The organism is Streptomyces spirodelae (assembly GCF_017676385.1).
GTDB classification, from domain to species: Bacteria; Actinomycetota; Actinomycetes; order Streptomycetales; family Streptomycetaceae; genus Streptomyces; species Streptomyces spirodelae.
The window spans coordinates 1-25,006 of record NZ_JAFFZN010000013.1 but is presented as its reverse complement, the minus strand read 5'-3'; the positions used below and the strand labels follow the sequence as shown (position 1 = coordinate 25,006).

Sequence of the window (25,006 nt, the reverse complement as noted above, 5' to 3'; positions counted from 1 at the left end):
GGTGGGGGCTCAACCCGCCAGGGAGCGGGGCCCGCCCTGGGAGAGCGCGGCCTCGGGCGCGAGACAGCGGCGGCAGGCGCGTACCGAAGTGCTCAGCACGGCGTGCGAGGCGGCGGACAGCGCACCCGCCAGCGCGGGCAGCGGCCACGGGTCGGTGACAAAAGCCGTGCAGGCCAGCCCAGCCGTGGCGAGCGCCATGCCGACACCGGCTCCCGTCCCCGCCCAGGCGACCACCCGGGGCAGCGCAGGCGGGCTGGGGAACCGGCGCGCCAGCACACCACCGGTCGCGGCGAGGGTGACGGCCGCGAGCAGGGTGCTGACGACCGCCAGCAGCGCCAGGGGAGCGGCCACCGGGCCGACGGCGCTGCGCGCCAGCGCCCAGCACACCAGAAGGAACGGCACGCACAGGGCCGCTGCTCGCGCGGTGTGGCGCGTCTGCGCGACCGTCAGCTCGCGCTGACACTCCCGCGCCAGCTCGGCCACCGCTCCGAAATCCCGTACCGCCAGCCGCGCCGCCTCGGCGCGGGGCAGGCCGTCGAGGACGTACGCGTCGGTGGTGTCCAGCAGCCCGTCGTGGATCTCCGCGACCATCCGGGACCTGACCCGTGCCGGGCCTGTCAGCCGGGTACTCAGCGCCGTCGTGTAGGCGACCAGCGGATCGGTGTGCGGCCGCTGCGCCTGCGGCTTCCCGTCGCTGCCGGTGCTGCGGCTCGTGGCGCTGCCGCTCGGGCTTCGGCGGCGCATGATCCGGCTGCTCATGTCGCGGGCCCGGTCCCGAGGGCGCCGGGCCCGGTCCCGAGCGCGCCGGGCCCGAGGGGAGCGTTGAGAACCGCACCGATCGCCGTGGTGAACTGCTGCCAGGCCGTGCGCTCCTGTGCGAGCGCGCTCCGCCCGGCATCGGTCAGCGTGTAGCAGCGCCGGCGCCGCTCGCCGACCGACTGCCAGTCGCCGGCCAGCAGCCCCAGCCGCTCCAGCCGGTTGAGCGCCGGATAGACGGTGCCTGTCCGCAGCTCCAGCGCGCCGCCGCTGCGCTCCTGCACCGCGGTGATGATCGCGTACCCGTGCAGGGGCCCGTCCTCCAGCACGGCCAGCAGCAGTCCGTCGAGGTGCCCTCGCACCGCCTCCGTCTTCATGGGGGCAGTGTAGGCAAGGAACATATTGGTGTGCTACCTATTGGCAGCCAACGCATATACGTAGGCTGCCAAGATATCCGTTCGCCAGAACCGGGGGTCCTCGGTGACCAAGCTGCTGCTCTCCCTCCATGTCCTCGCGGCGATCCTGGCCGTGGGCCCGATCGCGGTCGCCGCTTCGATCTTCCCGCGTGCCGCCAGGGAACTGCTGGCCGCCGGGGAAGGCGCCAGGAAGGGGCGCGGCGCCGGAGCGGCCGCGCTGCTGCACCGGGTCTGCAAGGGGTACGCCGTCTTCGGTGTGGCCGTGCCGGTCTTCGGTATGGCGACCGGTGCCCAGCTCGGCGTCCTCACGGACGCCTGGCTGGTCGCCTCCCTCATCCTGACGACTCTCGCCGCCGTCCTCCTCGGTGCCGTCGTGCTGCCCAGCCAGGCCCGGATGCTGGGCGCGGCGGGCATCGGCCTGGACGAGGGTGAGTCGGTGCCCGAGATATCCGACCCGCGCGCCGCCGCGGCCCGGCTGGCCATGGTGACCGGTGTCTTCAATCTGCTGTGGGCCGTGGTGGTCGTCCTGATGATCGTCCGCCCGGGCTCCACGACCGGGGCATGACGCCCGGGTGCGTACGCGAAGGAGCGGGTGGGAGGTGTTTCTCCCACCCGCTCCTTGTCGCATGCGGGGTGTTGCGGTGTGGCCTGGGTGTGGGCTCAGTAGGCGGAGTCGACGTTGTCCATGGAGCCGTAGCGGTCGGCTGCGTAGTTGCAGGCGGCGACGATGTTGGCGACGGGGTCGGTGAGCTTGTCGGGGGTTCCTTCGACGTGGTAGCGGTCGAAGGTGGGCTGGATCACCTGGAGGAGGCCCTTGGAGGGGGTGCCCTTCTTCGCGTTGATGTCCCAGTCGTTGACCGCGTTGGGGTCACCGGCCGACTCGCGGATGATGTTGCGCTTGATGCCGTCGTAGGAGCCGGGGATGCCGTGCTCCTTCATGATCGCGCGGGCCTCGCGGATCCACCCGTCCAGATTGTCCGCGTACTCCTGGCCACCAGCCTGCTTGCCATCGCTCTTGCTGTCGGCCTTGCTGTTGCCCTTGGCGTGGGCCTGCTCGGCCTTGGCGGCTGCCTTCTTGGCCTGCGCGGCGATGTCCTGGGCGGTCGAAGAGGCGCCCTGGACGGCCGGAGAGGCGCCCTCGGCGGACGTGCCCTCGGCGCGGTCGGCGGGGGTACCGAAGTGCACCGTCGCGGAAGCGCTCTTGACGGCGAAGGTCTTGCCCTCCGCCTTGCCCGGCGCGCTGTTGTGCGGCGCGGCGGCCGAAGCGGCGCTCTCGACGGCGAAGGACTTGCCCTCGGCCTTGGCGGGCGCACCGGCGGCGTGCGCGGTGCCGGCCAGTGCGGTGGTGGCGATGCCGGCCGCGCCCAGAGCGGTCAGGCCGGTGGTGGCGAGGCGGCGGGTGGGCTTGAGATTACGCAGAGCAGTACGCATGCGAGCAGAGAGCCTTCCAGTGGGGGACGTTCCGGCCGCGTCCTCCGGGCGCCTCTTCGGGGGCGTGCATCCCGGTCTCGTCGCGACCTGGCCCCACCCTGCGGACTGGCTCCCCGTCGCATCAAATATGTGACGTACGATCCAGAATCGTCGGATTTGCCCCGAGGTGGTGGGTACTCGCCGTCAGGCAAGGGAACCGGCGAACCGGACATACGAGGCCGCCTCGTAAGTGATCTGGCTCCTATGGGCGGCTTCACATCCGGGCCCTCGTCGGCCCCCGCTCCGCTCGCCCTGGGTGCGGACGTCCGGACTCGCCGTAGTCGGCCGACAGGGGTGCAGTCAGCCGGGCCAGGGGAGGGTCGCGTACAGCCGGTAGTCGGTGCCGTCCCAGCCGTGTTCGAGGGTGCCGCCCGCTAGAGAGGCGCGTTCCTTCAGGCCGATGAGGCCCTGTCCGGCTCCTGGGATCGTGCCGTCGGCAGGCGCGGCGGGCCTGGCGGGGTTGCGGATCTCGACCGTCAGGCCCTGGCCGGAGGCGCCCCGCACGGTCACCGAGACCGGGGCTTCGGGGCCCGGACCGTGCTTGCGGGCATTCGTCAGGCCCTCCTGGACGATGCGGTACGCCGTACGGCCCACTACGGCGGGTACCGGAGGCACTGTTTCGGTGCCGTCCGGCACGTCCATTTCCAGGGTGATGCGGGCACCCGCCTGCCGTGACTCGGCCGCCAGCCGTTCGACGTCGGCGAGCACCGGCTGCGGGCGGTCCCCCTCCTCCGGCGCGCGCAGTACGCCGATGATCTCCCGCAGGTCCTCCAGCGCCTGGTGCGCACTGTCGCGGATGACGGCCGCCGCCCGGCCCACCTGGTCGGCTGAGGCGCCGGGATTGAACTCCAGGGCGCCCGCGTGCACGCTCAGCAGCGAGAGGCGGTGCGCCAGTACGTCGTGCATCTCGCGGGCGATGTCCTCGCGTGCCTCACGCCGCGCCTCGGCCGCCGCGCGAGCCGCCCGCTCGCGCAGTGAGACCACGAGCTGGCGTCGCGACCGCACATACAGGCCCCAGCCGATGGCACAGGCGAGGAGGGCGAAGTAGGTGAGGGCCGAGGCCGTTCTCGGGTCGTCGGACGATGGTGCGCCCGCCAGGAAGACCGGCAGCGGGCCGAATGCCAGGACGGCGACGCAGGCCGTCACCCGTGGTGGCCTGCTCGCGGCCACGGTGAACAGCGCGACCATGATCGGGCCCGCGAGGAAGTGCGAGAAGGGTTCCGCCAGCAGCAGCGCGACAGCGAGCAGAACCGGCCACCGACGGCGCAAAAAGAGGGCGGCACAGGCCAGGCCACCGGTCAACTGGTCCAGGAGGAGCGCCGTCCGGGACATGCCCGGGTCGATGAACACGGCGTCGGCGCTGAGTACCAGAAAGCACCCGGCGAACAGGAAGGCACCAATGTCCACCGCCCACTCGCGCGCCCCGCGCCGGCGCACGGGTTCACCGCGCGCCGCGCCCGCACCGGCGCGCTCCCCGGTGCGGTGCACCAGTCCCGCCGCACGGCGCAGCCATCCGGTCGGGCCGCGTCTCCACCCCGTCGGGTGAGAAACCGGCCATCCCGCGCGGGAGTTCCGGCGCTCCGTGTCGTCGATCCCCAGCAGCCCCATGCCGCGAATCTACGGGCCGCCCTGCGCTGGGGGAGCGGGTGACCAGCAGACAGCGACTTAGGTATGACAGGGGTGGCGCGTATCGCAGACTTCCGTCGCTGCCGCCCACCCAGAAGCCCGATCCCCACGCCGCGTCGGCGCGGCCAGTCTGCCGCCATGAAGAAATTTCTCGGCTTCGTCTCGTTCGTTCTCATCCTCCAGGGCGGGGGCGGCCTCCTGCACGAGCTCAGTGGCGACCGGCTCCATCTCCCCTGGACGGTGCTCCAGCACTTCGGCTTTCTCGACGGCTACGAGATCTACGCCTGCGTGCTGCTGATCGTCCTCGGTGTCGCGGTCGGCGCGGCCTCCGACGCGGTCAAGGGGCAGGGCTGACGGGCAGGGCTGACGTGCACGGCTGATGGGCACGGCTGACGGCCCGGACGGCGCCGTCCGGGACCGGGGCCGGGAGTCGTGGCCTCGGCATATTCTGAGGCGGAGGCGACAGGCCGCGCCCTCACTCCCCGTACGTACCGACCAGGAGCAGAACCGTGTACTTCACCGACCGTGGCATCGAAGAGCTGGAGCAGCGGCGCGGCGAGGAAGAGGTCAGTTTCGCGTGGCTGTCCGAGCAGCTGCGCACCTTCGTCGATCTGAACCCGGACTTCGAGGTGCCGGTCGAGCGGCTCGCGACCTGGCTGGCACGCCTGGACGACGAGGACGAGGACGAGGACTGACGCGAGCGCCCGTGGGCCGGGTGCCGGGTCGCCGGGTGACTTCGCCAGAGCGGGCCGGGCGGGCCGGGCGGAAGGCGTGAGGCTTGCGCCTGTCGCGATACGCGACATATCGTGTCTCTTGACGAGACGCGATATGTCGTTGCGCGTTGGACAGGTGCCGTCTGCCCTCACGCCGCAGCGTCCGAGCCTGGGGAGGCCGCAGTGCCCGTACCCGATGACCGCTCGTGGGAGATCAGCGAGCCGCAGCGGCTCGAGTTCGACGACCCGGTGACCGAGTTGCACGTCCGCGTGGTGAACGGCACCGTCAACGTCGTCGGCACCCCGGATGCGACCACATGCGTCGAGGTCGGCAAGGTCAAGGGCCCGCCACTGCTCGTCCGCCGCGAGGAGGGCAAGCTGGTGGTCGCCTATGACGACCTGCCCTGGCGCGGCTTCCTCAAGTGGCTCGACCGCAAGGGCTGGCGGCGCGAGGCGGAGGTGTCGGTCCGGGTGCCCGCGCACGCCGAGCTGTCGGTCGGCGTAGTGGCGGCCGGCGCGGTGGTCTCCGGGATTCGTGGCCGCACCCGGGTGGCCGGAGTCTCCGGCAGCACCACCCTGGTCGGGCTGTCCGGCCCGGTCGCGGCCGAGACCGTCTCGGGCGACGTGGAGACCCAGCGGCTCTCGGGAGCGCTGCGCTTCTCCACCGTCTCCGGCGACCTGACCTGCATCGACGCCTCCGCCGGAGAGATCAGGGCCGAATCGGTCAGCGGCGCGATGATCCTCGACCTGTGCTCGCCCCGCACAGGTGAGCCCGCCGACATCCGGCTCTCCAGCGTCTCGGGGGAGCTCGCCGTCAGGCTCCCGGACGACGCGGATCTGACGGTGGACGCACACACCACGGGCGGTGCCGTCTCCAGCGCCTTCGACGGGCTGCGGGCCGGTGGCTGGAGTGCCCGCCGCATCACCGGCACCCTCGGCGCGGGCCGCGGCACCCTGCAGGCCGCCAACGTCTCCGGCGGCCTCGCCCTCCTCCGCCGGCCACCGGGCGAGGACCCACTGGAGGAGGACCCACTGGACGGCTTCGCCGACCCGGCAGCCGCCGACCCCGAAGCGACCGGCCAGGACACCGCTGCCGAAGAAGCCGCCGTCGAAGACGCCGCGGCGGCAAGCGACCCCAATCCGCCCGCGCACCCCGGCAACCCCTCTCCGGCGAAGGACCTGTGACATGCCTCCCGTCTTCGCACACGGCCGCCTGCGGCTGTATCTGCTGATGCTGCTCGACGAGGCGCCGCGCCACGGCTACGAGGTGATGCGCCTGCTGGAAGAGCGCTTCCAGGGGCTCTACGCGCCCTCCGCCGGCACCGTCTACCCGCGGCTGGCCAAGCTGGAGGCCGAGGGCCTGGTCAGCCACACCACCGAGGGCGGCCGCAAGGTCTACTCGATCACGGAGGCGGGCCGCGCCGAACTGGCCGACAGGCGGGCCGAGCTCGCCGAACTCGAGGTCGAGATCCGCGACTCCGTGGCCGCGCTCGCCGCCGATATCCGCGAGGACGTCAGCGGCACAGCCAGCGACCTGCGCCGCGAGATGCGGGAGCAGGCGCGCGACGCGCGCGGCCGGACCAGAACCGGGCGTGGCCGAGGCAGGACCGGTGAGCGTGCCGACGGCGACAGTGGCGCACCTCCCGGCTGGGACGACGGCTGGGAGAGCGGCTGGGACGGGGTCTGGACCGACAACGAGGCATGGCGGAAAGCCAAGGAGGAGCTGCGCCGCGCCAAGGACGAGTGGAAGGAACAGGCCCGCAAGGCGAAGGAGGAGGCCCAGCAGGCCAAGCGGCAGGCGCGCAAGGAGCGCGAGGCGCACACCGAGGCACTGGCCGAGGTGCGGCGGATCGCGCGCCAGGTGCAGGAGCAGATGCAGAGCCGGATGCGTACGGGTGACTGGCAGGGCGCCGTCCGCGACGGCATGTCCGGACTGGCCCGCGAGATGGGGGACCTGAGCCGCTTCGCCGGTCAGACGCCACCTTGGGCCGCGGAGCCTGGCCCGCCGCAGGACGGCACGGGACAGAGCCGTTCGACGGGTACGGCGCCGGATGCCCAGGGCGCTAAGGGTCCCCAGGACGCCCAGGACGCCCAGGACGCCCAGGACGCCCAGGACGCCCAGGACGAGGTGCCGCTCGCCGACCCCACGGGCGACCCGGCGCGCGACCTGGAACGCCTGCTGGACCGCTTCCGTGACGACGTGCGCGACGCGGCCCGCGACCACGGTGTCGACGAAGCCCAACTGCGCGAGGTGCGCCGCCATCTGTCCACCGCCGCCGCCCATATCGGCGTCGTGCTGCGCGGGGCCGGTGGTGCGGGCACAGGGGGCAGGGCAGGAACCCAGGGCTGGGGCGCGAGCGACAGTTGACTCTTCCCGCCCACCACACCCGACAGTGTAGGCCCCGCGCTCGAACTCCGTGAGCCCGTTGGCGGATTGCCCGTTCCGGCCGTTCGATCGACGGCGCGGGGTTCAATATGACCCCGCGCCGGGCACGTTGACGCGGACAGAGACGAACGCGGAAGCGAGGGGGTGCACATGGAGCGGGAGATCCGGGAGATCACGCTGCCGGGCGGGGAGACGGTGCTGGCGCGGGTGCACGTGCTGGACGAGGACGAAGTCCCGCTCGGGGCGGAGGAGTTCGAGTACGACGACGTGGGCATGCGCGACCAGCTCCTCGCGCGTGCCCAGCAGCTCAACGAGGTGATCGGCGGGGTGGGGTCCGCCGTTCTCACCGCCGCCCGGCAAGCGCGCCCTGACGAGGTCAGCGTGACGTTCGGTATCGAACTCGCCGTCAAGTCGGGCAAGGCGCTCGCTGCCGTCCTCGCCGAGGGAGAGGCCAAGGGGTCGGTCTCCGTCACCCTCACCTGGCACAAGCCCCCGACGGCGGACGACGGGCCCACAGCGCTCGGCGGAGCCGCCGACCCGGGGACCACGGCCCTGCCGGGCGGATGACCACGGGGACCCGCCCCTCCCGTCTGTCACCCCCGGCGACTAGCCTGCTACCTCATACACCTCACGTAGGAGAGCCGCGGGGGAACGGGGCGTAGAGGGGGAGCGCTGTGCAAGGAGTGCGAGCCGCGCGACGCGGGGGGCGACGATTCGGCGTGCTGCTGTGCGCGCCCTGTGCCGCATGAACGCCCCCGCGAACCTCGCCGACTCCGTTCGCGCATCCGTCGTGCGCATCGGGGCACCGCCCGAGGGGTACGACGCAAGCAGCGGGCCAAGCGGCGACAGCCGTCGCAGCGACAGGAACCGGCGAGCGTTCTGGGGGAGCGGTTTCTTCGTCGCGCCCGGATGGGTCCTCACGTGCGCCCATGTCGTCGGCAAGGGTGCCGCGCCCGTGTGGAGGGGGGAGCGCGCCATCGGCATCACGATCGGGGACACCGCGGGCACAGCCGTCGCGGCCGGTGGCGTGGGCGCGGGTGACCTGGGCAGCTCGGACGAGGTAGTCGGTGCCGAGGGCGCCGCCGGCACCGTCCTCCTCGGTGAGCTCGCGTTCGGGCTGCCGCTGCCCGAGGACCCCCAGGCGCCCCCGGCCCCCTGGCCGTTCCCGGACCTGGCGCTGGTACGGGTGCCGGGCGCCGAGGACGCCGACTGCCTGTGGCTGAGCGACCGTTCGGTACTGACTCCGGCGGACATCGGGCTGTACGGCTGGGCGCCGAGCGAGGTCAAGGGCGAGCAGATGTTCTTCACCGGGCTGGGCAAGGCGACCGGAGTCGTCGGCCGCCCGCTCATGCTCAGCGGCGACCAGCTGACCGAGGGCTGCTCCGGCGGGCCCGTGCTCGACCAGCGCCGCGGCACCGTGCTCGGCGTCAGCAAGGGCGCGGGCCGCAGACCGGGCTCCGGGCTGGCCACCCCCGTCACCGCGCTCCGCAAGCTGTGCGACGCGGGGCCGCGCGGCGCCCGCCTCCTGCACGAGGTGCTCTCCGCGCACGACAGACACCACCTGAGGCGCTACAGCGGGTTCTGGGGCCACAGCTGGTACCGGCAGCACGCCCGCCTGGGGCCCTCGGGCGGCGAGCCCGCGTACGGCTTCACGGTGGACCGCCGCGCCGAGCTGTACGCGCTGTTCGCCGAGGTCGACCCGCCCACCGGCGCCGGCCAGGTGCTGCAACTGGCCAACGAGGCACGCAACATGGTGCTGCGCTGGCCCTACACGCTGCGCGACCACGATCCCCGCTCCTGGCGGGAGGGCGCCGGGCTGCTCTACGACCCCCGGGACAACAGCACGGCCGACGAGGAGCCGTCCGGGGATCTGGCCCTGGAGGCGGTGGTGCTGTACGCCGCCAAGGTGACGGCCGCGCTGACCCGATCGGGTAGGACGCGTACGCCGCGCGCCGCCCGGGCGCTGGCCGACCTGCGCGAGTGGGTGGAGCGCACGGCCCGGACGCTGCTCAACGACGTCATCCGGGCCCGCGTCCCCGGAGTGCTGGACGGCCACCGCCCCGCCTCGGCCGCACGCGCGGATGTGCTGGTGGAGATAGAACCGGACATCTACGGCTCCGGACGGCACGCCTGGCGAGTCGCGCTGGTGCGCCCGGCCGAGAAGGACGAGTTCCACACCGGTGACCCCGCGACCGTCGGCGGGATAGCCGAACCCGGGACCGACCCTGCCGCCGAGGACGGCGAGCGGGAGGAGATCACCGTCGAGCAGAGCCGCGAGGACGCACCGCGCTCCCGGCTGGAGGAGGCCGTGCGCGGCGCGCTGTCCCAGGCCCTGGACCAGTGCGATGTGGACGACCACCTGGCGGCCGTGGAGTTCGTACTGCCACGCCCGCTGTTCGACGAGCCGGTGGACGCCTGGCGTGCCAGGCCCTACGACCCCTCCGACCCGTTCAACCCGCACACCCTGCCGCTGGGCCAGCGCAGGCTCGTGGTCGTACGGGACAGATCCCGCAAGGACCATGGCTTCACCCCCGAGTGCCGCAGCCGCGCCGCCGCTGTGCTGGACGGCCCCATGGAGGCCGTCCCGCTGCGCAGGGAGGTGCCGGGCTCAGGCCACGACGCACCGGTGCCGGAGGGCGGCCAGGCCGCCTACGGACGGCTGATGGCGGCGCCGCCCGGCGCCGTGCCGGTGTACTGTGCACGGACCGGCAGCGGCTCGGGGGCCCGCGCCATGGCGGCGGCGCTCGGTGCCGGACACGCCATGGCACTGTGGCGGCACTCCTACAGCGACGGCCACGACCACGACGACTGCGCGGAGTTCCACGAGCGGGCCGCCGAGCTGCTGCGCGAGACACACTCGGCACGGCAGCTGCCCTGGCACATCAGAGCCCTGCGCAACAGGAACGCCGACCTGTCCGACGACTCGGATGGCGCAAGTGACGTCAACAGCAGGCCAATTGATCCCTCGTCGGCCTGGGCACGGCATATCGTCCTGCTCTACGATCCGCCCCACAGGACCTCGGGGGACGGACCGTTGCGCGAACCACCGCTCATGCCCAGGCCGCCGACAGCGTTGAGGAGCACACCGTGAGCGATTGGCGCATCTACCGCGGTGCGGGCGTCCCGCACGAGGGTGTGCGCGGGCTGCCCGAGCCGCCACCCTGGCGCGACTTCACCGGCGCGGGCACCGGCCCCGACTCCCCGGCGGGGGCGCACGGCGACGACCCGGAGGGCGCCGACACCGCCCGGAGGCTGGGCGCCAGGCGCCGCTTGGTGGAGAGCCTCCATCCGCGGCCCGAAGAGGTCGAGGCGGTCAACGCGGCACTGTATCTGCGCCGCCCGCTCCTGGTGACCGGCAACCCTGGCACCGGCAAGTCCACCCTCGCGCACGCCGTCGCACACGAGCTGGGCCTGGGCCGGGTGCTGCGCTGGCCAGTCGTCAGCCGGACGACGCTGCAGGACGGGCTCTACCACTACGACGCCATCGGCCGCCTCCAGGACGTCCAGCTGGACCGTGCCGTCGCCGGGGACAGCAGCGCGCCGCGCGCCCGCCCGCCGATCGGCTCGTATCTGCGCCTCGGTCCGCTCGGCACGGCGCTGCTGCCGGCCCGGCCGGCCGAGCCGGAGGGCACCCCGCTGCCCCGGGTGCTGCTCGTCGACGAGCTGGACAAGAGCGACATAGACCTGCCCAGCGACCTGTTGAACGTCCTGGAGGACGGCGAGTTCGTCATCCCCGAGCTGGAGCGCATCGCCGACCGCGAGCCGGTCACCGAGGTGCTGACGGCCGACGGCGAGAAGGTGCGCATCGAGGGCGGCCGGGTGCGCTGTACGGTCTTCCCGTTCATCGTGCTCACCTCCAACGGGGAGCGCGACTTCCCGGCCGCGCTGCTGCGCCGCTGCATCCAGCTCGACCTCAAACCGCCCGGCGACGAACAGCTCGCCGCGATGGTCTCCGCACACCTGGGGGAAGAGGCGCTGGAGGAGGGCGCCGAACTGGTCCAGCGATTCCTGCGGCGCCAGCCGGGGCAGGTCATCGCCACCGACCAGCTGCTCAACGCCCTGTTCCTGACACAGCGCGCCTCGGGCGTCGAGCGGGTCACCCGCGACCGGCTGGCCGAGATGCTGCTACGCCCCCTCGACCGCCCGAGGTGACGTTCACATGAGTGCGGCCTCGCCGCCGCCGCGGCGACCTTTGGACGCGCCGCGGTCCACGGCGGCCTCGTGGCCAGGGCGGCAGCCGTTGCAGGACGTCACGGAGCTGGTGGCGCGGCTGCGGGCGGCCGGCTGGAACCCGTCGTCCGAGGAGCTGGCCGAGGCACTGTGGCTGGCCCGCTTCGATTTGGCGAGCGCTGCAGGGGAACCCGACGCGGACTCCACCCGGCCCGGCTATCCAGAGGGCCGGAAGCCGCAGCCGGAGCCCCCCATGCCACCAGTCGAGGACCACGCCGCCGACGAGCCGGAGGAGACGCCCCCGGGACCGGAGCGCACGGCTCCCGTCTCGCTGTTCGCGCCGCGCCGGCACGGCGGCGCCCCGCCGGCCGGCTTCCCGGTCCGTGCGCCCGCGGCGGGAGCGCTGTCCGGACTGCTCGAACTCCAGCACGCGCTGCGCCCGTTGCACGGCTACCGGCCGCCGCTGCCGCCCGCCAAGGGCGCGCTGGACGAGGACGCCACCGCGGACCTGAGCGCCCGCTCCACGGCCGTGCGGCCGGTCTTCGGCACCGAGGTCCGCCGCTACAGCGAGATCCAGCTCATCATGGACGCCTCGCCCACCGCTTCCGTATGGCAGCCCACCCTGGAGCGGCTGCGGCAGACCTTCGAACAGCTCGGCGCCTTCCGCGACGTCCAGGTGCGCTATCTGCACCGCGCCAGGGACGGAGCCCCGCTCATCGGCACAGGGCCGGCCGACGGCACAGCGCGGCTGCGCCCCGCCGACGAGTACCGCGACACCACGGGCCGCCGCCTCACCCTCGTGGTCAGCGACTGCGTGGGTGCCCTGTGGCAGGACGGCCGCGCCCAGCGGCTGCTGCACCACTGGTCGGGCCGTTCGCCGCTGGCCGTCGTCCAGCCGCTGCCGCCCCGGCTGTGGCCGCGTACGGCGCTGCCGGCCGAACCCGGGCGGTTACTGCGCGAGCGCGGGCTCGGCGGGCGCGTCACCTTCGAGCCCGACAGCTACGGCCCGCCCCCGCCCGCGGAGGCCGTGCCGGTTCCCGTGCTGCTGCCCACACCGGAGGCGCTGGGCAACTGGGCGCGGCTGCTGGGCACCGACAGCGAGCGGGCGGTCGCGGGCGCCGCCGCCTGGGTCCTGCCCCGGCACCCGGCGATGCCCGCACCGCGCACCCCGGCCGGTGGCGTACCGGCCCGCACCCTGCTGCGCGAGTTCCGCAACAGCGCCTCCCCCGGGGCCCTCGATCTGGCCGTGCACCTGGCCGTGGTGCCGCTGCTGCTGCCGGTCATCCATCTGGTGCAGGAAGCGATGCTGCCCGACACCGGGCCGATGGAGCTGGCGGAAGTCCTGCTGTCCGGGCTGCTGACCCGGCTGCCGGAGGACGACGGGCCGGAGGGAACCGGTTGCCGCAGAAGTCTGCCGGGTCCGCGCTACGCGTTCGCTCCCGGCGTCCGCGACCTGCTGCTGCAGTCCCTGGACCAGGGCGCGGCAGTGCTGATCCTCAAACACCTGTCCGGGTATGTGGCGCAGCGCTTCGGCAAGGGCACCCGCAACTTCGCCGCCATGGCCGTCGCCCAGCTGACCGGCCGCGCCGAACAGGAACGCGCCGAAGGCGATCCCGCGGGCACCGTCGAGGGCGGCTCGGAGCCGGACGAGGCCGAGGACGGCGACGAGATGTTCGCGACCATCCCCGCCGAGGTCGTCCGCTTCTATCTGCCCGAGCAGACCGCGGCCGACCAGGTGGCCGAGACCGAGCGGCTGCTGCGGCAGTGGCGTGCCCAGGGCGACATCCAACTGCTGCACCGCGCCCGCTCGGTGGGCGAGGCCGCACGCGCCGCCGACCGCGACAGCGCACGCGCCCGGCTCGCCCTCGGCCGGGTCCTGCACGCACTGGCCGGCACGGCCGCCGTACGGCGCAGCCCGCAGGGCCCCGAGCCGCTGCTGCGGGACGCCGCCGAACTGCTGACCGACAGCGTGCCCGGGACCCTGCTGGAGCGCGCGGGAGTGGAACATTCGCTCTGGCAGATCAGCGGCGGCACCCGGCACCTGCTGCGCGCCGAAGGACTGCTGCGCTCGCTGGCGGGCCGCACGGGTGCACCGCAGGACACGGCCGACCCGTCACTGCCCTCGGACGCCGAGCGCACCCGTAAACTCCGGCTGGGCCGGGTGCTGCTCGCCCTGGCCCAGACCGCACCCGAACACCGTCACCGGGCGGCCCTCGAGGCCGTCGGCGAACTCCGCGAAGCGAGCGACATGCTGGCAGACCGCGCGCCCGGGTCCCCAGAGCCCTCCAGCGCCTCCGCGACCTCCGAGACCCAGGCCGTACCGGTGGCCCGGCAGACAGCCGATGCCGGCGGCCGGGAAGCCGGCAGCCGTGACGAGACCGGCGCACAGCGCTGTGGCGCTCTGCTGGACCTGGCGGCCGCGCTGCGGCTGAGCGGCGCCCCGCCGCAGGAGCGCCTCGAGGTGCTGGCACAGGCCGGCGCGCTGGCCGGGGAGCGGTCCGGGCTGCGGCTGCGCAGTGCCAGGGAGCGCGCCCGCGTACTGCGCGAGACCCGCGACTGGGAGGCGGCGGCCGAGGCGTACCGGGAGGCCGAGGGGCTGACCGAACGCGACAGCGCCCAGCGCGGCGAACTGCTCATCGAATGGGGCGAGATGCTGCTCGGCGAGGCGGGCGACCTCTCGCGCGCCGAGGGACTGCTGCGCGAGGCGCTCACCCGGGCACCGTCCGGCAGCTCCACCGTGGCCAGGGCGGCGCTGCTGCTCGGCCGTGCGCTGCTGCTCCGCTACGAACGCGAGAACTTCCTGCCCGACCTGTACGAGGGATGCCATCTGCTGGAGCAGGCGGCCCGTCAGGGCCCCGACGCGGACAGCAGGGCGCAGGCGTGGCTGCGCCTGGGCAGGGCCCGGGCGCTCTTCCCGGCGGCCGCTCCGGAGTCCCAGCAGGCGGCGGCAGAGTTCAGCAGAGCACTGGAGGAGCTGGCCCAGGAGCGGGAGCGCGGCTCCCTCACCGCGGCCAGGGCGCTGCACGCACGGGCCGGTTTCCACCGCTCCCAAGGGCGCACCGAGGAGGCGCTGGCCGACTACCGCGCGGCGGAGGCCGAATGGCGGTTGCTGGCCGGTCATCTGGCGGACATCCCCTGGGAAGAGGTACGCGACACCAGGGACCGGGTGGCCGAACTGTCCTGAGCGGGTAGGGGTTACGGGGGGAGGCAGCGAGGGGGAACGGGGGGTGCCCTGATGTGGTGTGCGGGGAAAGACGAGGACCGGCCGAATGCGGTGGCACCGCGCCTCGCAAGTGTTTCCGGTTTCCTGCCCCGGGAAAGAGACAGCATCCGTGCAACTGCCCCCGGGCGGGTTCCTAGGGAGGAGAAGAGCGTGCCGAAGCGGACCGAGGGCGCGTCCCGCAGTCCGGGCCGTGGGCCCGGCGCCGCACCGTCGTCGCCCTTGCCCGATCTCTCGGGTCTGACCCTGCGCGCTCTGAGGACCTGCGACGATCCCGCCGTAACCGCCGCCGTGGAGAGCGCGCTGCGTGCTCCCGAGGAACTCTCGCGGGTGTGGCGGTCCTCCGGCACACAGGGCGGGCGCGCGCGGCCCGGGCACACGGGTGACGCGCAGCAGAACAGCGCCCGGACAGCTGGAAAACGGGGCGTGATCCGGTCAACCTTCGGCTCGGTCCACGGCACCTCCGGCCCGCCTGTGGGACCGGGAGACAGCGTGGGCCGCCATGAACCCCTTTGAGATTCCGCCCCCTCAGCTACGCCGGATGGGGGAGACACGACCGCTGCCGGGCGAAGCCGACTTACTGGACGGCTGGTTGCACAGCAGACGCCTGGTGCTGCTCAAGACCCTGCTGACCCGGGCCGAGCGTGCCCGGCTCCCCGGGCCTGCGGCCCGAGCCCTGCGGGAGCACTGGGCGCTCCTGGAGGACGCCGAGCACCACGATCCCGTCGCGGCACGTGCCGCCCTGGGCTGCCCGGCCGCCGGGAACTGGCTGGCACACGCGCTCGCCGCCCCGCCCGATGAGGAGTTCGTCACCGCGCTGTCGGGCCTGGGCACGCTGGCCGCGACGGTCGCCCTCGCCGCCGGATGCGACTTCCGGCTCGTGCTGCCTGCGACGGAAGGCCGCCTCATCCTCCCCGGCCTGGGCTCGTATGCGGCTTCGGCGCCGCGGGTGCGGATAGCGGCGACGGAGAACACCGTCACCCTCACCCCCGAGGACGGACGCCCGCTGTCCGTTCCCCGTGAGGACTTACTCGGCCACCGGACCGTGCCGCAGCGCGGCCTCGGCACCGACGCGCCACAGGGCGGCCCGCAGCCGCGCTGGCGCCCGCTGACGCCGCTGCCCGGGGCGCCCGCAGTCCTCGACGACCAGGACCCGCACCTGGCGAGCGAGACGGGCCGCGCCGGACTGGCCGGACTGCTGCCCGCCTCCGTCACGGCCCCTGACGAGGCGTACGAGTGGCGGGAGCTGTGGGCGCGGGGGCTGGACCTGCTGCGCGAGGCGGATCCGGAGCGGGCCACCGAGGTGGCGACGCTGGTCCGTACCGTCGTACCCGTCCTTTGGAAGCCCGACGGGCGCGCCAGCGCGACCCGGCTGGCCGCCCCCTGGGCGGTGCTGACGACGCTTCCGCAGACGCCCCAGGAGATGGCCGAGGTCCTCGTCCACGAGGTGCAGCACAGCAAGCTCGCCGTGCTGGGCGGTGTCGTACGGCTCAACGAGGAGTCGGCCGAGGCCGTCTACCGGGTGGGCTGGCGCAGCGATCCCAGGCCGCTGGGCGCCGTGGTGCAGGGCACGTACGCGCATCTGGCCCTCGCCGACCTGTGGGGCAGGCTGGCCCGCCGGGCCTCGGCCACATCCGCCGAACGTGCCGCCGCGCGTGCCCACGCCGCCGACTACGGCGCCCAGGTCGACCACGCTCTTTTCCTCCTTCTGGGCTCTGGCCAACTCACCCGTCAGGGCACAGAGTTCGTGGAGGGCATGCGCCACCGCTACGAGCGGCTGCGCTCCCCGGGCGTGCGGGCCGGCGGCGCCCGCGGGAACACAGAAAGCGCAGCCGACAGGCTCACAAACGGTCACTTTGGGTAATCTCGCCGTATACGTCGCCCGCAGGGCGGCGACGGCTGCTGGACGAGGGAGAACGCAAGCATGGTCGCTCAGCGGGAACCGGCTCAGGGCACTGCGCCCGGAGGGGAGTCCGAGCACTTCGTGGTGGTTTTTCCCGGCTACCACCGGGGGTGGGGAAACTGGATCGCACACCGGCTGGAGAGCCATGGGCATCGCACCACCCTCCAGCGGTGGGACCCGGACCGCGAGCAGCCGCTGGAGGAGGCGCTCGGCGATCTGCTGCTGGCCTCCGGGCGGGTCCTGCTGGTGATCAGCGACCTGTTCCTCCAGCTCGGACCGCGCACCGAGGCCGACTGGAACGCGGTGCTGCGCGGCTATGTCGCCGACCACGTCGACCGGTTCGCCGCCGTCAACCTCACCAACCGCGAACTGCTGCCGGCCACCGCCGTACTGGAGCCGGTCAACCTGTGGGGCGTCGGTGAGGAGGAGGCCGAGCGGCGCCTGCTCAACCGCCTGGGGCTGCGCCCCCGCCGGATGCCCGTACCGCAGCCGGGCTACGCCAGCCGCTACCCCAACGACCCGCCCGCCGTGTGGGGCGAGGTGCCGCGCCGCAACGCGCGCTTCACGGGCCGCGACCTCATCCTCGGCGACCTCCAGCAGCGGCTGATGGACGCCGAGCACGGTGCCGCCGTCTGCACGCTCGTGGGTACGGCGGGCATCGGCAAGACGCAGATCGTGGCCGAGTACGCACACCGGTTCGCACCCGACTACGACGTCGTCTGGTGGGTCAACTGCGACCAGCGCAACACCCAGCGTGACACCTTCGGGTCGCTGGCCGCCGAGATCGGCCTCGACAGCTCCGGCGAGGTCGGTGAGCGGGTACGTGCCGTACGCGAGGCGCTGCGCAGGAACGAGCCCTCCGGACGGTGGCTGCTGATCTTCGACGGCTGGGAGGAGCCCGAGGACGCCGCCGCCTACCTCCCGCAGGGCGGCAGCGGCCACGTCCTGATCACCTCGCGCAACAAGAGCTGGCGGTCCCTCACCGACATCAAGCAGATCAGCGCCTTCCGCCGCGCCGAGTCCACCGGCTATCTGATGCGCCGCGCCCCGCACATCACCGTCGAGCAGGCCGACCAGGTGGCGAGCGAGTTCCAGGACCTGCCGCTCCAGCTGGCACAGGCAGCGGCCTGGCTGGGCGAGGAGGGCATGGAGGTCCCCGAGTACCTGCGCATGGTGCGCGGCGTGGGGCTCACCCGGCTGGAGACCAACACCATGCCGGACGACTACCCGTACTCGTCCCTGACCTCCTGGTCGATGCTGCTGAACAAGCTGCGCAAGTCCGAGCCGCGCGCGGTCGAACTGCTCTCCCTGTGCTCGGTCTTCGCGCCCGGCCGCATCCCACTGGGCCTCGCCCGGGGCATCCCGTCGGCTGAACTCCCGGACAATCTGCGCTGGCTCAGCACCGACCGCTCCGGCTGGTCCCGCGCTCTGGACTCCCTGGTCAACTACTCGGTGCTCACCCGCGAGGCCCGCACCTCCGCGGTCGGCGACGTCGAACAGAACGACTCCGTGCATATGCACCAGGTGGTCCACAGCGTCATCAGCGAGCTGACCCAGGGGCGGCAGAACGACGTCTACCGCGAGACCGTGCACCGGCTGCTGGTCGAGGCCGACCCGAGCACGCCCAACGACAGCCGCCACTGGGGCCGGTACGCCGAGATGCTGCCCCACCTGCTGGCCTCGGCCGCCCCCTCCAGCAAGGAGCGGCGTGTCCAGGAGATGCTGCTCAACTGCCTGCGCTACAGCTACTCCAGCGGCGAGTACTCCCTCGGCGCCGAGCTGGCCGAGAGCATCCGCGCCGACTGGGAGACGTTCCTGGACGCCGCTGCCGACCAGATGCTGGCCCTCACCACCCTCCAGGGCAATCTGCTGCGCGAAGGCGGCCGCTTCCGGGAGGCCCAGGCCCTCGACAGCGCCCGCCTCGAACGGCTGCGTGAGATGCCGCAAGCCGACGGCGCCCACGAGGAAGCCATCATGGACGCCACCAGCTGCCTCGCCTCCGACCTTCGGTTGCTGGGCCAGTACGACGAGGCGCTGCATCTGCAGGAGCAGGTCGTCGAGGTCTCCCGTCGGCTGTACGGCCCGGAGGAGTGGACGAGCTTGCTGGCGCAGCACAATCTCGCCGTCGGCCTGCGGCTACTGGGCCGTTACGAGGACGCCTACGAAGCGGATCTGGACACCCTCCGCAAACGGGAGCAGGTGCTGCGCGCCCGTCACCCGCACACCCTCGCCTCCGGCAACGCCTGTGCCCGCGACCTGCGGCTGATGGGCCGCTACCAGGAGGCGCTGGCCCGGCAGGAGCTGGGCATGCGGCTGCATCTCCAGGTGCTCGGCGCCCAGCATCCGCAGACCCTCATGGCACGGCACAACCTGCTGCTCTGCCAGCGCAGAGCGGGAACCCCGCGCCAGGACATCGCGACCGCCATGGCCGTCCTGCTGGAACAGCACGAGCAGGTGCACAGCCGCACCCACTACTCCACGCTGTCCCTGCTGACCGACTACGGCAACTTCCTGCGCGAGAACGGCGACCTCGCACTCGCCAGCGAACTGCTGATCGAGGCGGAGAACGCCTTCCGCGCCCTGCTGGGCCCGGCGCACCCGGTCCCCACCGCGATGCAGTCCAACGCGGGCCTGGTGCTCCAGGCGTCGGGCGACCGCGACGGGGCGCTGAACATGTTCGAGCAGGCGCTGGCCGGGCTCACCACGCTGCTGGGCGCCGACCACCCCGCCACGCTCGGCTGCGCCCTCAACACCAGCGGCGGCCGCAACTTCAGCGAGGCGCTGGAGGACGCGTACGAACTGAGCCGCGACACTCTGGAGCGGTCCCGGCAGGTGCTGGGCGGGGACCATCCCCTCACGCTCTCGTGCATGGTGGCCAACGCCGGTGACCTGCGCTCGCTGCGGCGCCGGGAAGAGGCCCGCGAGCTGGAGAGCGAGGCCCTGGAGCGGTTCACCCGCTCGCTGGGCGCCCAGCACCATCACACCCTGGCGGCCCGCCAGCGCACCCGCCCGTACTGGGACTACGAGCCGTACCTGGGCTGAGCGCCCCTTACGCGAATGCCCGAGGGCCCCCGCCGCATCGCGCGGCGGGGGCCCTCGGTTCCGTACGGCAAGCCGTCCCGTGCAGGCCGGCTCAGATCTCGAAGACCTCCTTGATGAGCTGCGCCTGCTCCTCCGCGTGCCGCTTGCCCGAGCCCACGGCGGGCGAGGACGAGGACGGCCGGGAGACGCGCCGCAGCCGGTCCGCGTTGGGGACGGGCTCCGAGCCGATGATCAGGTCCAGGTGGTCGACCAGGTTGAGCGCGATGAACGGCCACGCGCCCTGGTTGGCCGGCTCCTCCTGTGCCCACACGTACTTCTCGGCGTTGGAGAACCGCGCCATCTCGGTCTGGATCTCCTTGCCGGGCAGCGGGTAGAGCCGCTCCAGGCGGATGATGGCGGTGTCCTTGAGCTCCCGCTTCTGCCGCTCGGCGTCCAGGTCGTAGTAGACCTTGCCGGAGCAGAAGACGACCTTGCGGACCTTGGCCGGGTCGATCTGGCCGCTGTCCACCATCGTGTCACCGATCACCGGGCGGAAGCCGCCACTGGTGAACTCCTCCGTCTTGGAGGCCGCAGCCTTCATCCGCAGCATCGACTTCGGAGTGAAGATGACCAGCGGCTTGTGGTGCGGGTTGTGCACCTGCCAGCGCAGCAGGTGGAAGTAGCTGGAGGGCAGCGACGGCATGGCGACCGTCATGCTGTTCTGCGCGCACAGCTGGAGGAACCGCTCGATACGGGCCGAGGAGTGGTCCGGGCCCTGGCCCTCGTAGCCGTGCGGCAGCAGCAGGGTGACACCAGAGGTCTGGTTCCACTTCTGCTCGGCCGAGGAGATGAACTCGTCGATGACCGTCTGCGCGCCGTTCATGAAGTCGCCGAACTGCGCCTCCCACATCACCAGCGAGTTCGGCCGAGCCAGCGAGTAGCCGTACTCGAAGCCCATCGCCGCGTACTCGCTCAGCAGCGAGTCGTAGACGGTGTAGCGGGCCTGGTCGTCGGAGAGGTACAGCAGCGGGGTGTAGTCGTCACCGGTGTTCTGGTCGAGCAGTACCGCGTGCCGCTGGCCGAACGTGCCGCGCCGCGAGTCCTGGCCGGCCAGCCGGACCGGGGTGCCCTCCATCAGCAGCGAGCCGATGGCGAGCGTCTCGCCCATGCCCCAGTCGATCGTGTCGTCCTCGACCATCTGCGCGCGGCGCTGGAGCTGCGGCGTCAGGCGGGGGTGGACGGAGATCCGCTCGGGGATGTTGACCTGGGACTCGGCGATCCGCTTGACGACCTCCTGGCTGATGGCCGTCTCCACGTGCACCGGGAACTCCGGCTGCGGCGCCGGGACCTCGGCCGGGGCCGGGGCCGACGTGGCATCCCGCACCTCGGTGAAGACCTTCTCCAGCTGTCCCTGGAAGTCCTGGAGCGCCTGCTCGGCCTCCTCCAGCGTGATGTCGCCCCGGCCGATCAGCGACTCGGTGTAGAGCTTGCGCACCGAGCGCTTGCGGTCGATCAGCTCGTACATCAGCGGCTGGGTGAACTTCGGGTTGTCGGTCTCGTTGTGACCGCGGCGCCGGTAGCAGATCAGGTCGATGACGACGTCCTTGTTGAACGCCTGCCGGTACTCGAACGCCAGTCGCGCCACCCGGACGACGGCCTCGGGGTCGTCGCCGTTGACGTGGAAGATCGGCGCCTCGACCATCCGGGCCACGTCCGTCGAGTACATCGACGAGCGCGCCGACTCGGGAGCCGCGGTGAAGCCGACCTGGTTGTTGATGACGACGTGGACGGTGCCGCCGGTGCGGTAGCCGCGCAGCTGCGACATGTTGAGCGTCTCGGCCACCACGCCCTGGCCCGCGAAGGCCGCGTCACCGTGCAGCGCGATCGGCAGCACCGTGAAGTCCGTGCCGCCCTTGCCGATGATGTCCTGCTTGGCGCGTGCCACGCCCTCCAGGACCGGGTCGACGGCCTCCAGGTGGGAGGGGTTGGCGGTGAGCGAGACCTTGATCTGCTCGCCGTCGAGGCCGGTGAAGACGCCCTCGGCACCCAGGTGGTACTTCACGTCGCCGGAGCCGTGCATCGACTTCGGGTCGAGGTTGCCCTCGAACTCCCGGAAGATCTGCGCGTACGGCTTGCCCACGATGTTCGCCAGCACGTTCAGCCGGCCGCGGTGCGCCATCCCGATGACGGCCTCGTCCAGCCGCGACTCGGCGGCCGCGTCGATGACCGCGTCCAGCAGCGGGATGACGGACTCGCCGCCCTCCAGCGAGAACCGCTTCTGGCCGACGTACTTGGTCTGCAGGAACGTCTCGAACGCCTCCGCGGCGTTGAGCCGGCGCAGAATACGCAGCTGCTCCTCGCGCTCCGGCTTGACGTGCTGGAGCTCGACGCGGTCCTGGATCCACTTGCGCTGCTTGGGGTCCTGGATGTGCATGTACTCGATGCCGGTGGTGCGGCAGTACGAGTCACGCAGCACGCCCAGGATGTCGCGCAGCTTCATCATGGACTTGCCGGCGAAGCCGCCGACCGCGAACTCCCGCTCCAGGTCCCACAGGGTCAGACCGTGCTCGGTGATGTCCAGGTCGGGGTGCTTGCGCTGCTTGTACTCCAGCGGGTCGGTGTCGGCCATGATGTGGCCGCGCACCCGGTAGGAGTGGATCAGGTCGAAGACGCGCGCCGCCTTGGTGACGTCGTCGTCGTGCGAGGCGTCGATGTCCTGCATCCAGCGCACCGGCTCGTACGGGATGCGCAGCGCCTTGAAGATCTCGTCGTAGAAGTTGTCCTCGCCCAGCAGCAGCTGCGAGACCTTGCGCAGGAACTCGCCCGAGGCCGCGCCCTGGATGACGCGGTGGTCGTAGGTGCTGGTGAGCGTCATCACCTTGGAGACGCCGAGCCGGTTGAGGGTGTCCTGCGAGGTGCCCTGGAACTCCGCCGGGTACTCCATCGCGCCGACGCCCATGATCAGGCCCTGGCCCGGCATCAGACGCGGCACCGAGTGGACGGTGCCGATGCCGCCGGGGTTGGTCAGCGAGCAGGTGACGCCGGAGAAGTCCTCCATCGTCAGCTTGTTGTTCCGGGCGCGGCGGACGATGTCCTCGTACGCCTGCCAGAACTCGAAGAAGGTCAGCGTCTCGGCCTTCTTGATGCCCGCCACGACCAGCTGCCGCTCGCCGTTGGCCTTCACCAGGTCGATGGCCAGACCCAGGTTGACGTGGTCCGGCTTGACCAGGGTCGGCTTGCCGTCCTTCTCCGCGTAGGAGTGGTTCATCGACGGCATCGCCTTCAGCGCCTGCACCATGGCGTAGCCGATCAGGTGCGTGAAGGACACCTTGCCGCCGCGGGCGCGCTTGAGGTGGTTGTTGATGACGATGCGGTTGTCGAACAGCAGCTTCACCGGGACCGCGCGCACGGACGTGGCCGTGGGCAGCTCCAGCGAGGCGTTCATGTTCTTCGCCACGGCCGCGGACGGGCCGCGCAGCGGCACGTACTCAGGGCCCTCGGCGGCCTCCGTCGCGGGCGCCGCCTTGCCGGCGGGCGCCTTCGCGCCGCCCGCCTGGGCGGGCTGCTGCGCCGCGGGCTTCGCGGGCTCGGCCTGCTTGGGCCCGGCCTGCTTGGGCTGCTGCTTCGGCTCGGCGGGCTCCGCCTTCGCCGGAGCGCTCGCCGGGGCGCCGGCCTGCGCAGGCTGTGGGGCGGCCTGCCCGGCGGCGGGAGCGGCGGGGGCCTGCGCCTGCGCCTGGGCCGGTGCGGCCTTCACCGGCGACGGGGTGTTGTCCCGAGGGGTGCCCGCGCCGTCCGGCGCCGTGCTTCCGTCGGAGGACTCCGGCTGATAGTCAGCGAAGAAGTCCCACCAGGCTCGGTCTACCGAGTTCGGGTCCTGGAGGTACTGCTGGTAGATCTCGTCGACGAGCCACTCGTTTGGCCCGAACGAAGGGCCAGGGTCCTTGCCCTGTCCGTCCTTCCGTTCCGTAGTGGTGCTCGATGAGCTGTTGGGGGACTGTGACGACACGGCGGCAACCGCCCTCTTCCGCTTCCTTAGGTGGTGGACAGCGGAAATAAAGGCTACGCCTCTCCGGACGATTGGTGGAGTCCGGGCCGCTCTTGGTCACGTACATCACATCGCGGCGGCGGTTTCGGGGCAGGATTCGGCGGGAATCACTGACGGATTTGCCCAGCACGGGAACCGGGGAGCCCTTGTTTCGCGTCCGCGAGGTCTCACCTGCGAGGGTACGTCAGACCTGTGTTCCCCCCGCCCCCGGAAGAGTGAGCTGTATCCGGCAGCCACGGGGAGACTCGGCCACCCGGATCCGGCCCCCGTGCAGCTCCACCGCCCAGCGCGCTATGGCCAGCCCCAGACCGGTGCCGCCGCCCGGGCTGATCCCGCCCTTGCGGCCGGTGACCGACTCGGTGCTGTGCGTGCCGTTGAACCGGTCGAAGACCCGCTCCCGCTCCGCCTCGGGGATACCGGGCCCCTCGTCCAGCACCTCGACTTCCAGGCTGCCGCCGCCCCCGGCGCCCGGCGCCGAGCCGGCACCCCCGGCGGCGCCAGGGCCCGGTCTGGCCTTGACCGTGACGCGGCCGTGCTGCGGGCTGTGCTTGACGGCGTTGTCTATCAGGTTGGCCACCACCTGGTGCAGCCGTTCGGGGTCCGCGTAGGCCACCAGCTCAGGCGGTGAGACATCCAGATGGAGGTGGACGTCCTTGCGGGAGTGGCCCGAGCCCTTGCTCATATTGGCCTCCTTCAGCACCCCGGCCAGATACGGCCACACCTCGAAGCGCCGCGAGTGCAGCGGCACCACGCCGCTGTCCAGCCGTGAGAGGTCCAGCAGGTGGTCCACCAGCCTGCCCAGCCGCTCGGTCTGCGACAGCGCTGTGCGCATCGTCTCCGGATCGGCCTGGGAGACGCCGTCCACCACGTTCTCCAGCACGGCACGCAGGGCCGCGATGGGGGTGCGCAGCTCGTGCGAGACGTTGGCCACCAGCTCCTTGCGGTGCTGGTCGACCGCCTCCAGGTCGGCCGCCATCCGGTTGAAGTTCGCCGCCAGCTCGCCGAACTCGTCCCGCCGCTCGCCGCGCACCCGTCGGGAGTAGTCACCGCTCGCCATCGCCTTGGCCGCGTCGGTCATCTCGTCCAGCGGCGCGGTCAGCGACTGCGCGACGAACTGAGTGATCAGCAGGGAGGCGACGATGGAGATGATCGTGATGACCCGCAGCTCGGTCGCCGACTGCATCGCGAACAGCGCCAGCAGCGTGGTGATCACCACGGAGACGATCACCAGCCAGCCCAGCGCCGCCTTGACCGACCGGTAGGGGTCCACGGGGCGCAGC

Annotated in this window: 17 protein-coding genes; 11 read left to right on the top strand and 6 right to left on the bottom strand. The window is 72.3% G+C overall.

Translation table 11 applies throughout. The annotated features are described in order from the left end of the window. Nucleotides 1-9: 9 nt before the first annotated feature. A complete protein-coding gene (locus JW592_RS15560; RefSeq protein WP_229376127.1) occupies nucleotides 10-744 on the bottom strand; it encodes a permease prefix domain 1-containing protein in 735 nt (244 codons plus the stop codon). Nucleotides 745-755: 11 nt separating this feature from the next. After that, entirely contained in the window at nucleotides 756-1,133 is a 378-nt protein-coding gene (locus JW592_RS15555) for a PadR family transcriptional regulator (RefSeq protein WP_209265678.1), read from the bottom strand. A 103-nt stretch (nucleotides 1,134-1,236) separates the two neighbouring features. On the opposite strand from JW592_RS15555, the gene JW592_RS15550 reads away from it, so the two are divergent. Continuing rightward, entirely contained in the window at nucleotides 1,237-1,737 is a 501-nt protein-coding gene (locus JW592_RS15550; protein WP_209265677.1) for a DUF2269 family protein, read from the top strand. Between the two features lie 95 nt (nucleotides 1,738-1,832). On the opposite strand, the gene JW592_RS15545 is transcribed toward JW592_RS15550, so the two are convergent. Together JW592_RS15545 and JW592_RS15535 are read right to left on the bottom strand one after the other, a co-directional pair. Then, entirely contained in the window at nucleotides 1,833-2,603 is a 771-nt protein-coding gene (locus JW592_RS15545; RefSeq protein ID WP_229376126.1) for a transglycosylase SLT domain-containing protein, read from the bottom strand. Between the two features lie 339 nt (nucleotides 2,604-2,942). Continuing rightward, complete coding sequence (locus tag JW592_RS15535) at nucleotides 2,943-4,250, bottom strand: sensor histidine kinase (protein ID WP_209265676.1); 1,308 nt, start codon at nucleotides 4,248-4,250, stop codon at nucleotides 2,943-2,945. A gap of 156 nt (nucleotides 4,251-4,406) precedes the next feature. Here JW592_RS15535 and JW592_RS15530 point away from each other — a divergent pair, with 156 nt between their 5' ends. The 10 genes from JW592_RS15530 to fxsT all read left to right on the top strand — a co-directional run bounded on the left by JW592_RS15530 (nucleotide 4,407) and on the right by fxsT (nucleotide 19,702). Further along, the gene (locus tag JW592_RS15530) at nucleotides 4,407-4,622 is read left to right on the top strand and encodes a hypothetical protein (RefSeq protein ID WP_209265675.1); all 216 of its coding nucleotides are present in this window, start codon (nucleotides 4,407-4,409) and stop codon (nucleotides 4,620-4,622) included. 155 nt (nucleotides 4,623-4,777) lie between these two features. Beyond that, nucleotides 4,778-4,963: a DUF6104 family protein gene (locus JW592_RS15525; protein ID WP_209265674.1), complete on the top strand. Its 186-nt coding sequence runs from the start codon at nucleotides 4,778-4,780 to the stop codon at nucleotides 4,961-4,963. Between the two features lie 201 nt (nucleotides 4,964-5,164). Beyond that, a complete protein-coding gene (locus tag JW592_RS15520) occupies nucleotides 5,165-6,166 on the top strand; it encodes a DUF4097 family beta strand repeat-containing protein (protein ID WP_209265673.1) in 1,002 nt (333 codons plus the stop codon). 1 nt (nucleotide 6,167) lies between these two features. Then, nucleotides 6,168-7,349 carry a PadR family transcriptional regulator gene (locus JW592_RS15515; protein WP_209265672.1) on the top strand — a complete coding sequence of 394 codons (1,182 nt, stop codon included), beginning with the start codon at nucleotides 6,168-6,170 and terminating at the stop codon, nucleotides 7,347-7,349. Between the two features lie 168 nt (nucleotides 7,350-7,517). Beyond that, the gene (locus JW592_RS15510; RefSeq protein WP_229376124.1) at nucleotides 7,518-7,934 is read left to right on the top strand and encodes a CU044_2847 family protein; all 417 of its coding nucleotides are present in this window, start codon (nucleotides 7,518-7,520) and stop codon (nucleotides 7,932-7,934) included. A 178-nt stretch (nucleotides 7,935-8,112) separates the two neighbouring features. Next, nucleotides 8,113-10,458: a VMAP-C domain-containing protein gene (locus JW592_RS15505; protein ID WP_209265671.1), complete on the top strand. Its 2,346-nt coding sequence runs from the start codon at nucleotides 8,113-8,115 to the stop codon at nucleotides 10,456-10,458. After that, nucleotides 10,455-11,519, top strand: a complete 1,065-nt coding sequence (locus JW592_RS15500) for an AAA family ATPase (protein WP_209265670.1) — start codon at nucleotides 10,455-10,457, stop codon at nucleotides 11,517-11,519. Before JW592_RS15505 ends, JW592_RS15500 begins: the two co-directional genes overlap by 4 nt. Nucleotides 11,520-11,607: 88 nt before the next feature. After that, on the top strand, nucleotides 11,608-14,721 hold the full coding sequence (locus tag JW592_RS15495; protein ID WP_229376122.1) for an SAV_2336 N-terminal domain-related protein: 3,114 nt from the start codon (nucleotides 11,608-11,610) through the stop codon (nucleotides 14,719-14,721). Between the two features lie 577 nt (nucleotides 14,722-15,298). Then, on the top strand, nucleotides 15,299-16,621 hold the full coding sequence (locus tag JW592_RS15490) for an aKG-HExxH-type peptide beta-hydroxylase (protein ID WP_209265668.1): 1,323 nt from the start codon (nucleotides 15,299-15,301) through the stop codon (nucleotides 16,619-16,621). A gap of 60 nt (nucleotides 16,622-16,681) precedes the next feature. After that, nucleotides 16,682-19,702 (top strand): FxSxx-COOH system tetratricopeptide repeat protein, encoded by a 3,021-nt coding sequence (gene fxsT / locus JW592_RS15485; RefSeq protein WP_209265667.1) that lies wholly within the window; start codon nucleotides 16,682-16,684, stop codon nucleotides 19,700-19,702. A 91-nt stretch (nucleotides 19,703-19,793) separates the two neighbouring features. Here the strand turns inward: fxsT and JW592_RS15480 are convergent, their stop codons facing one another. Then, the gene (locus JW592_RS15480; RefSeq protein WP_209265666.1) at nucleotides 19,794-23,687 is read right to left on the bottom strand and encodes a multifunctional oxoglutarate decarboxylase/oxoglutarate dehydrogenase thiamine pyrophosphate-binding subunit/dihydrolipoyllysine-residue succinyltransferase subunit; all 3,894 of its coding nucleotides are present in this window, start codon (nucleotides 23,685-23,687) and stop codon (nucleotides 19,794-19,796) included. A 223-nt stretch (nucleotides 23,688-23,910) separates the two neighbouring features. Next, nucleotides 23,911-25,005 (bottom strand): HAMP domain-containing sensor histidine kinase, encoded by a 1,095-nt coding sequence (locus JW592_RS15475; RefSeq protein ID WP_209265665.1) that lies wholly within the window; start codon nucleotides 25,003-25,005, stop codon nucleotides 23,911-23,913. Nucleotide 25,006 lies beyond the last annotated feature (1 nt).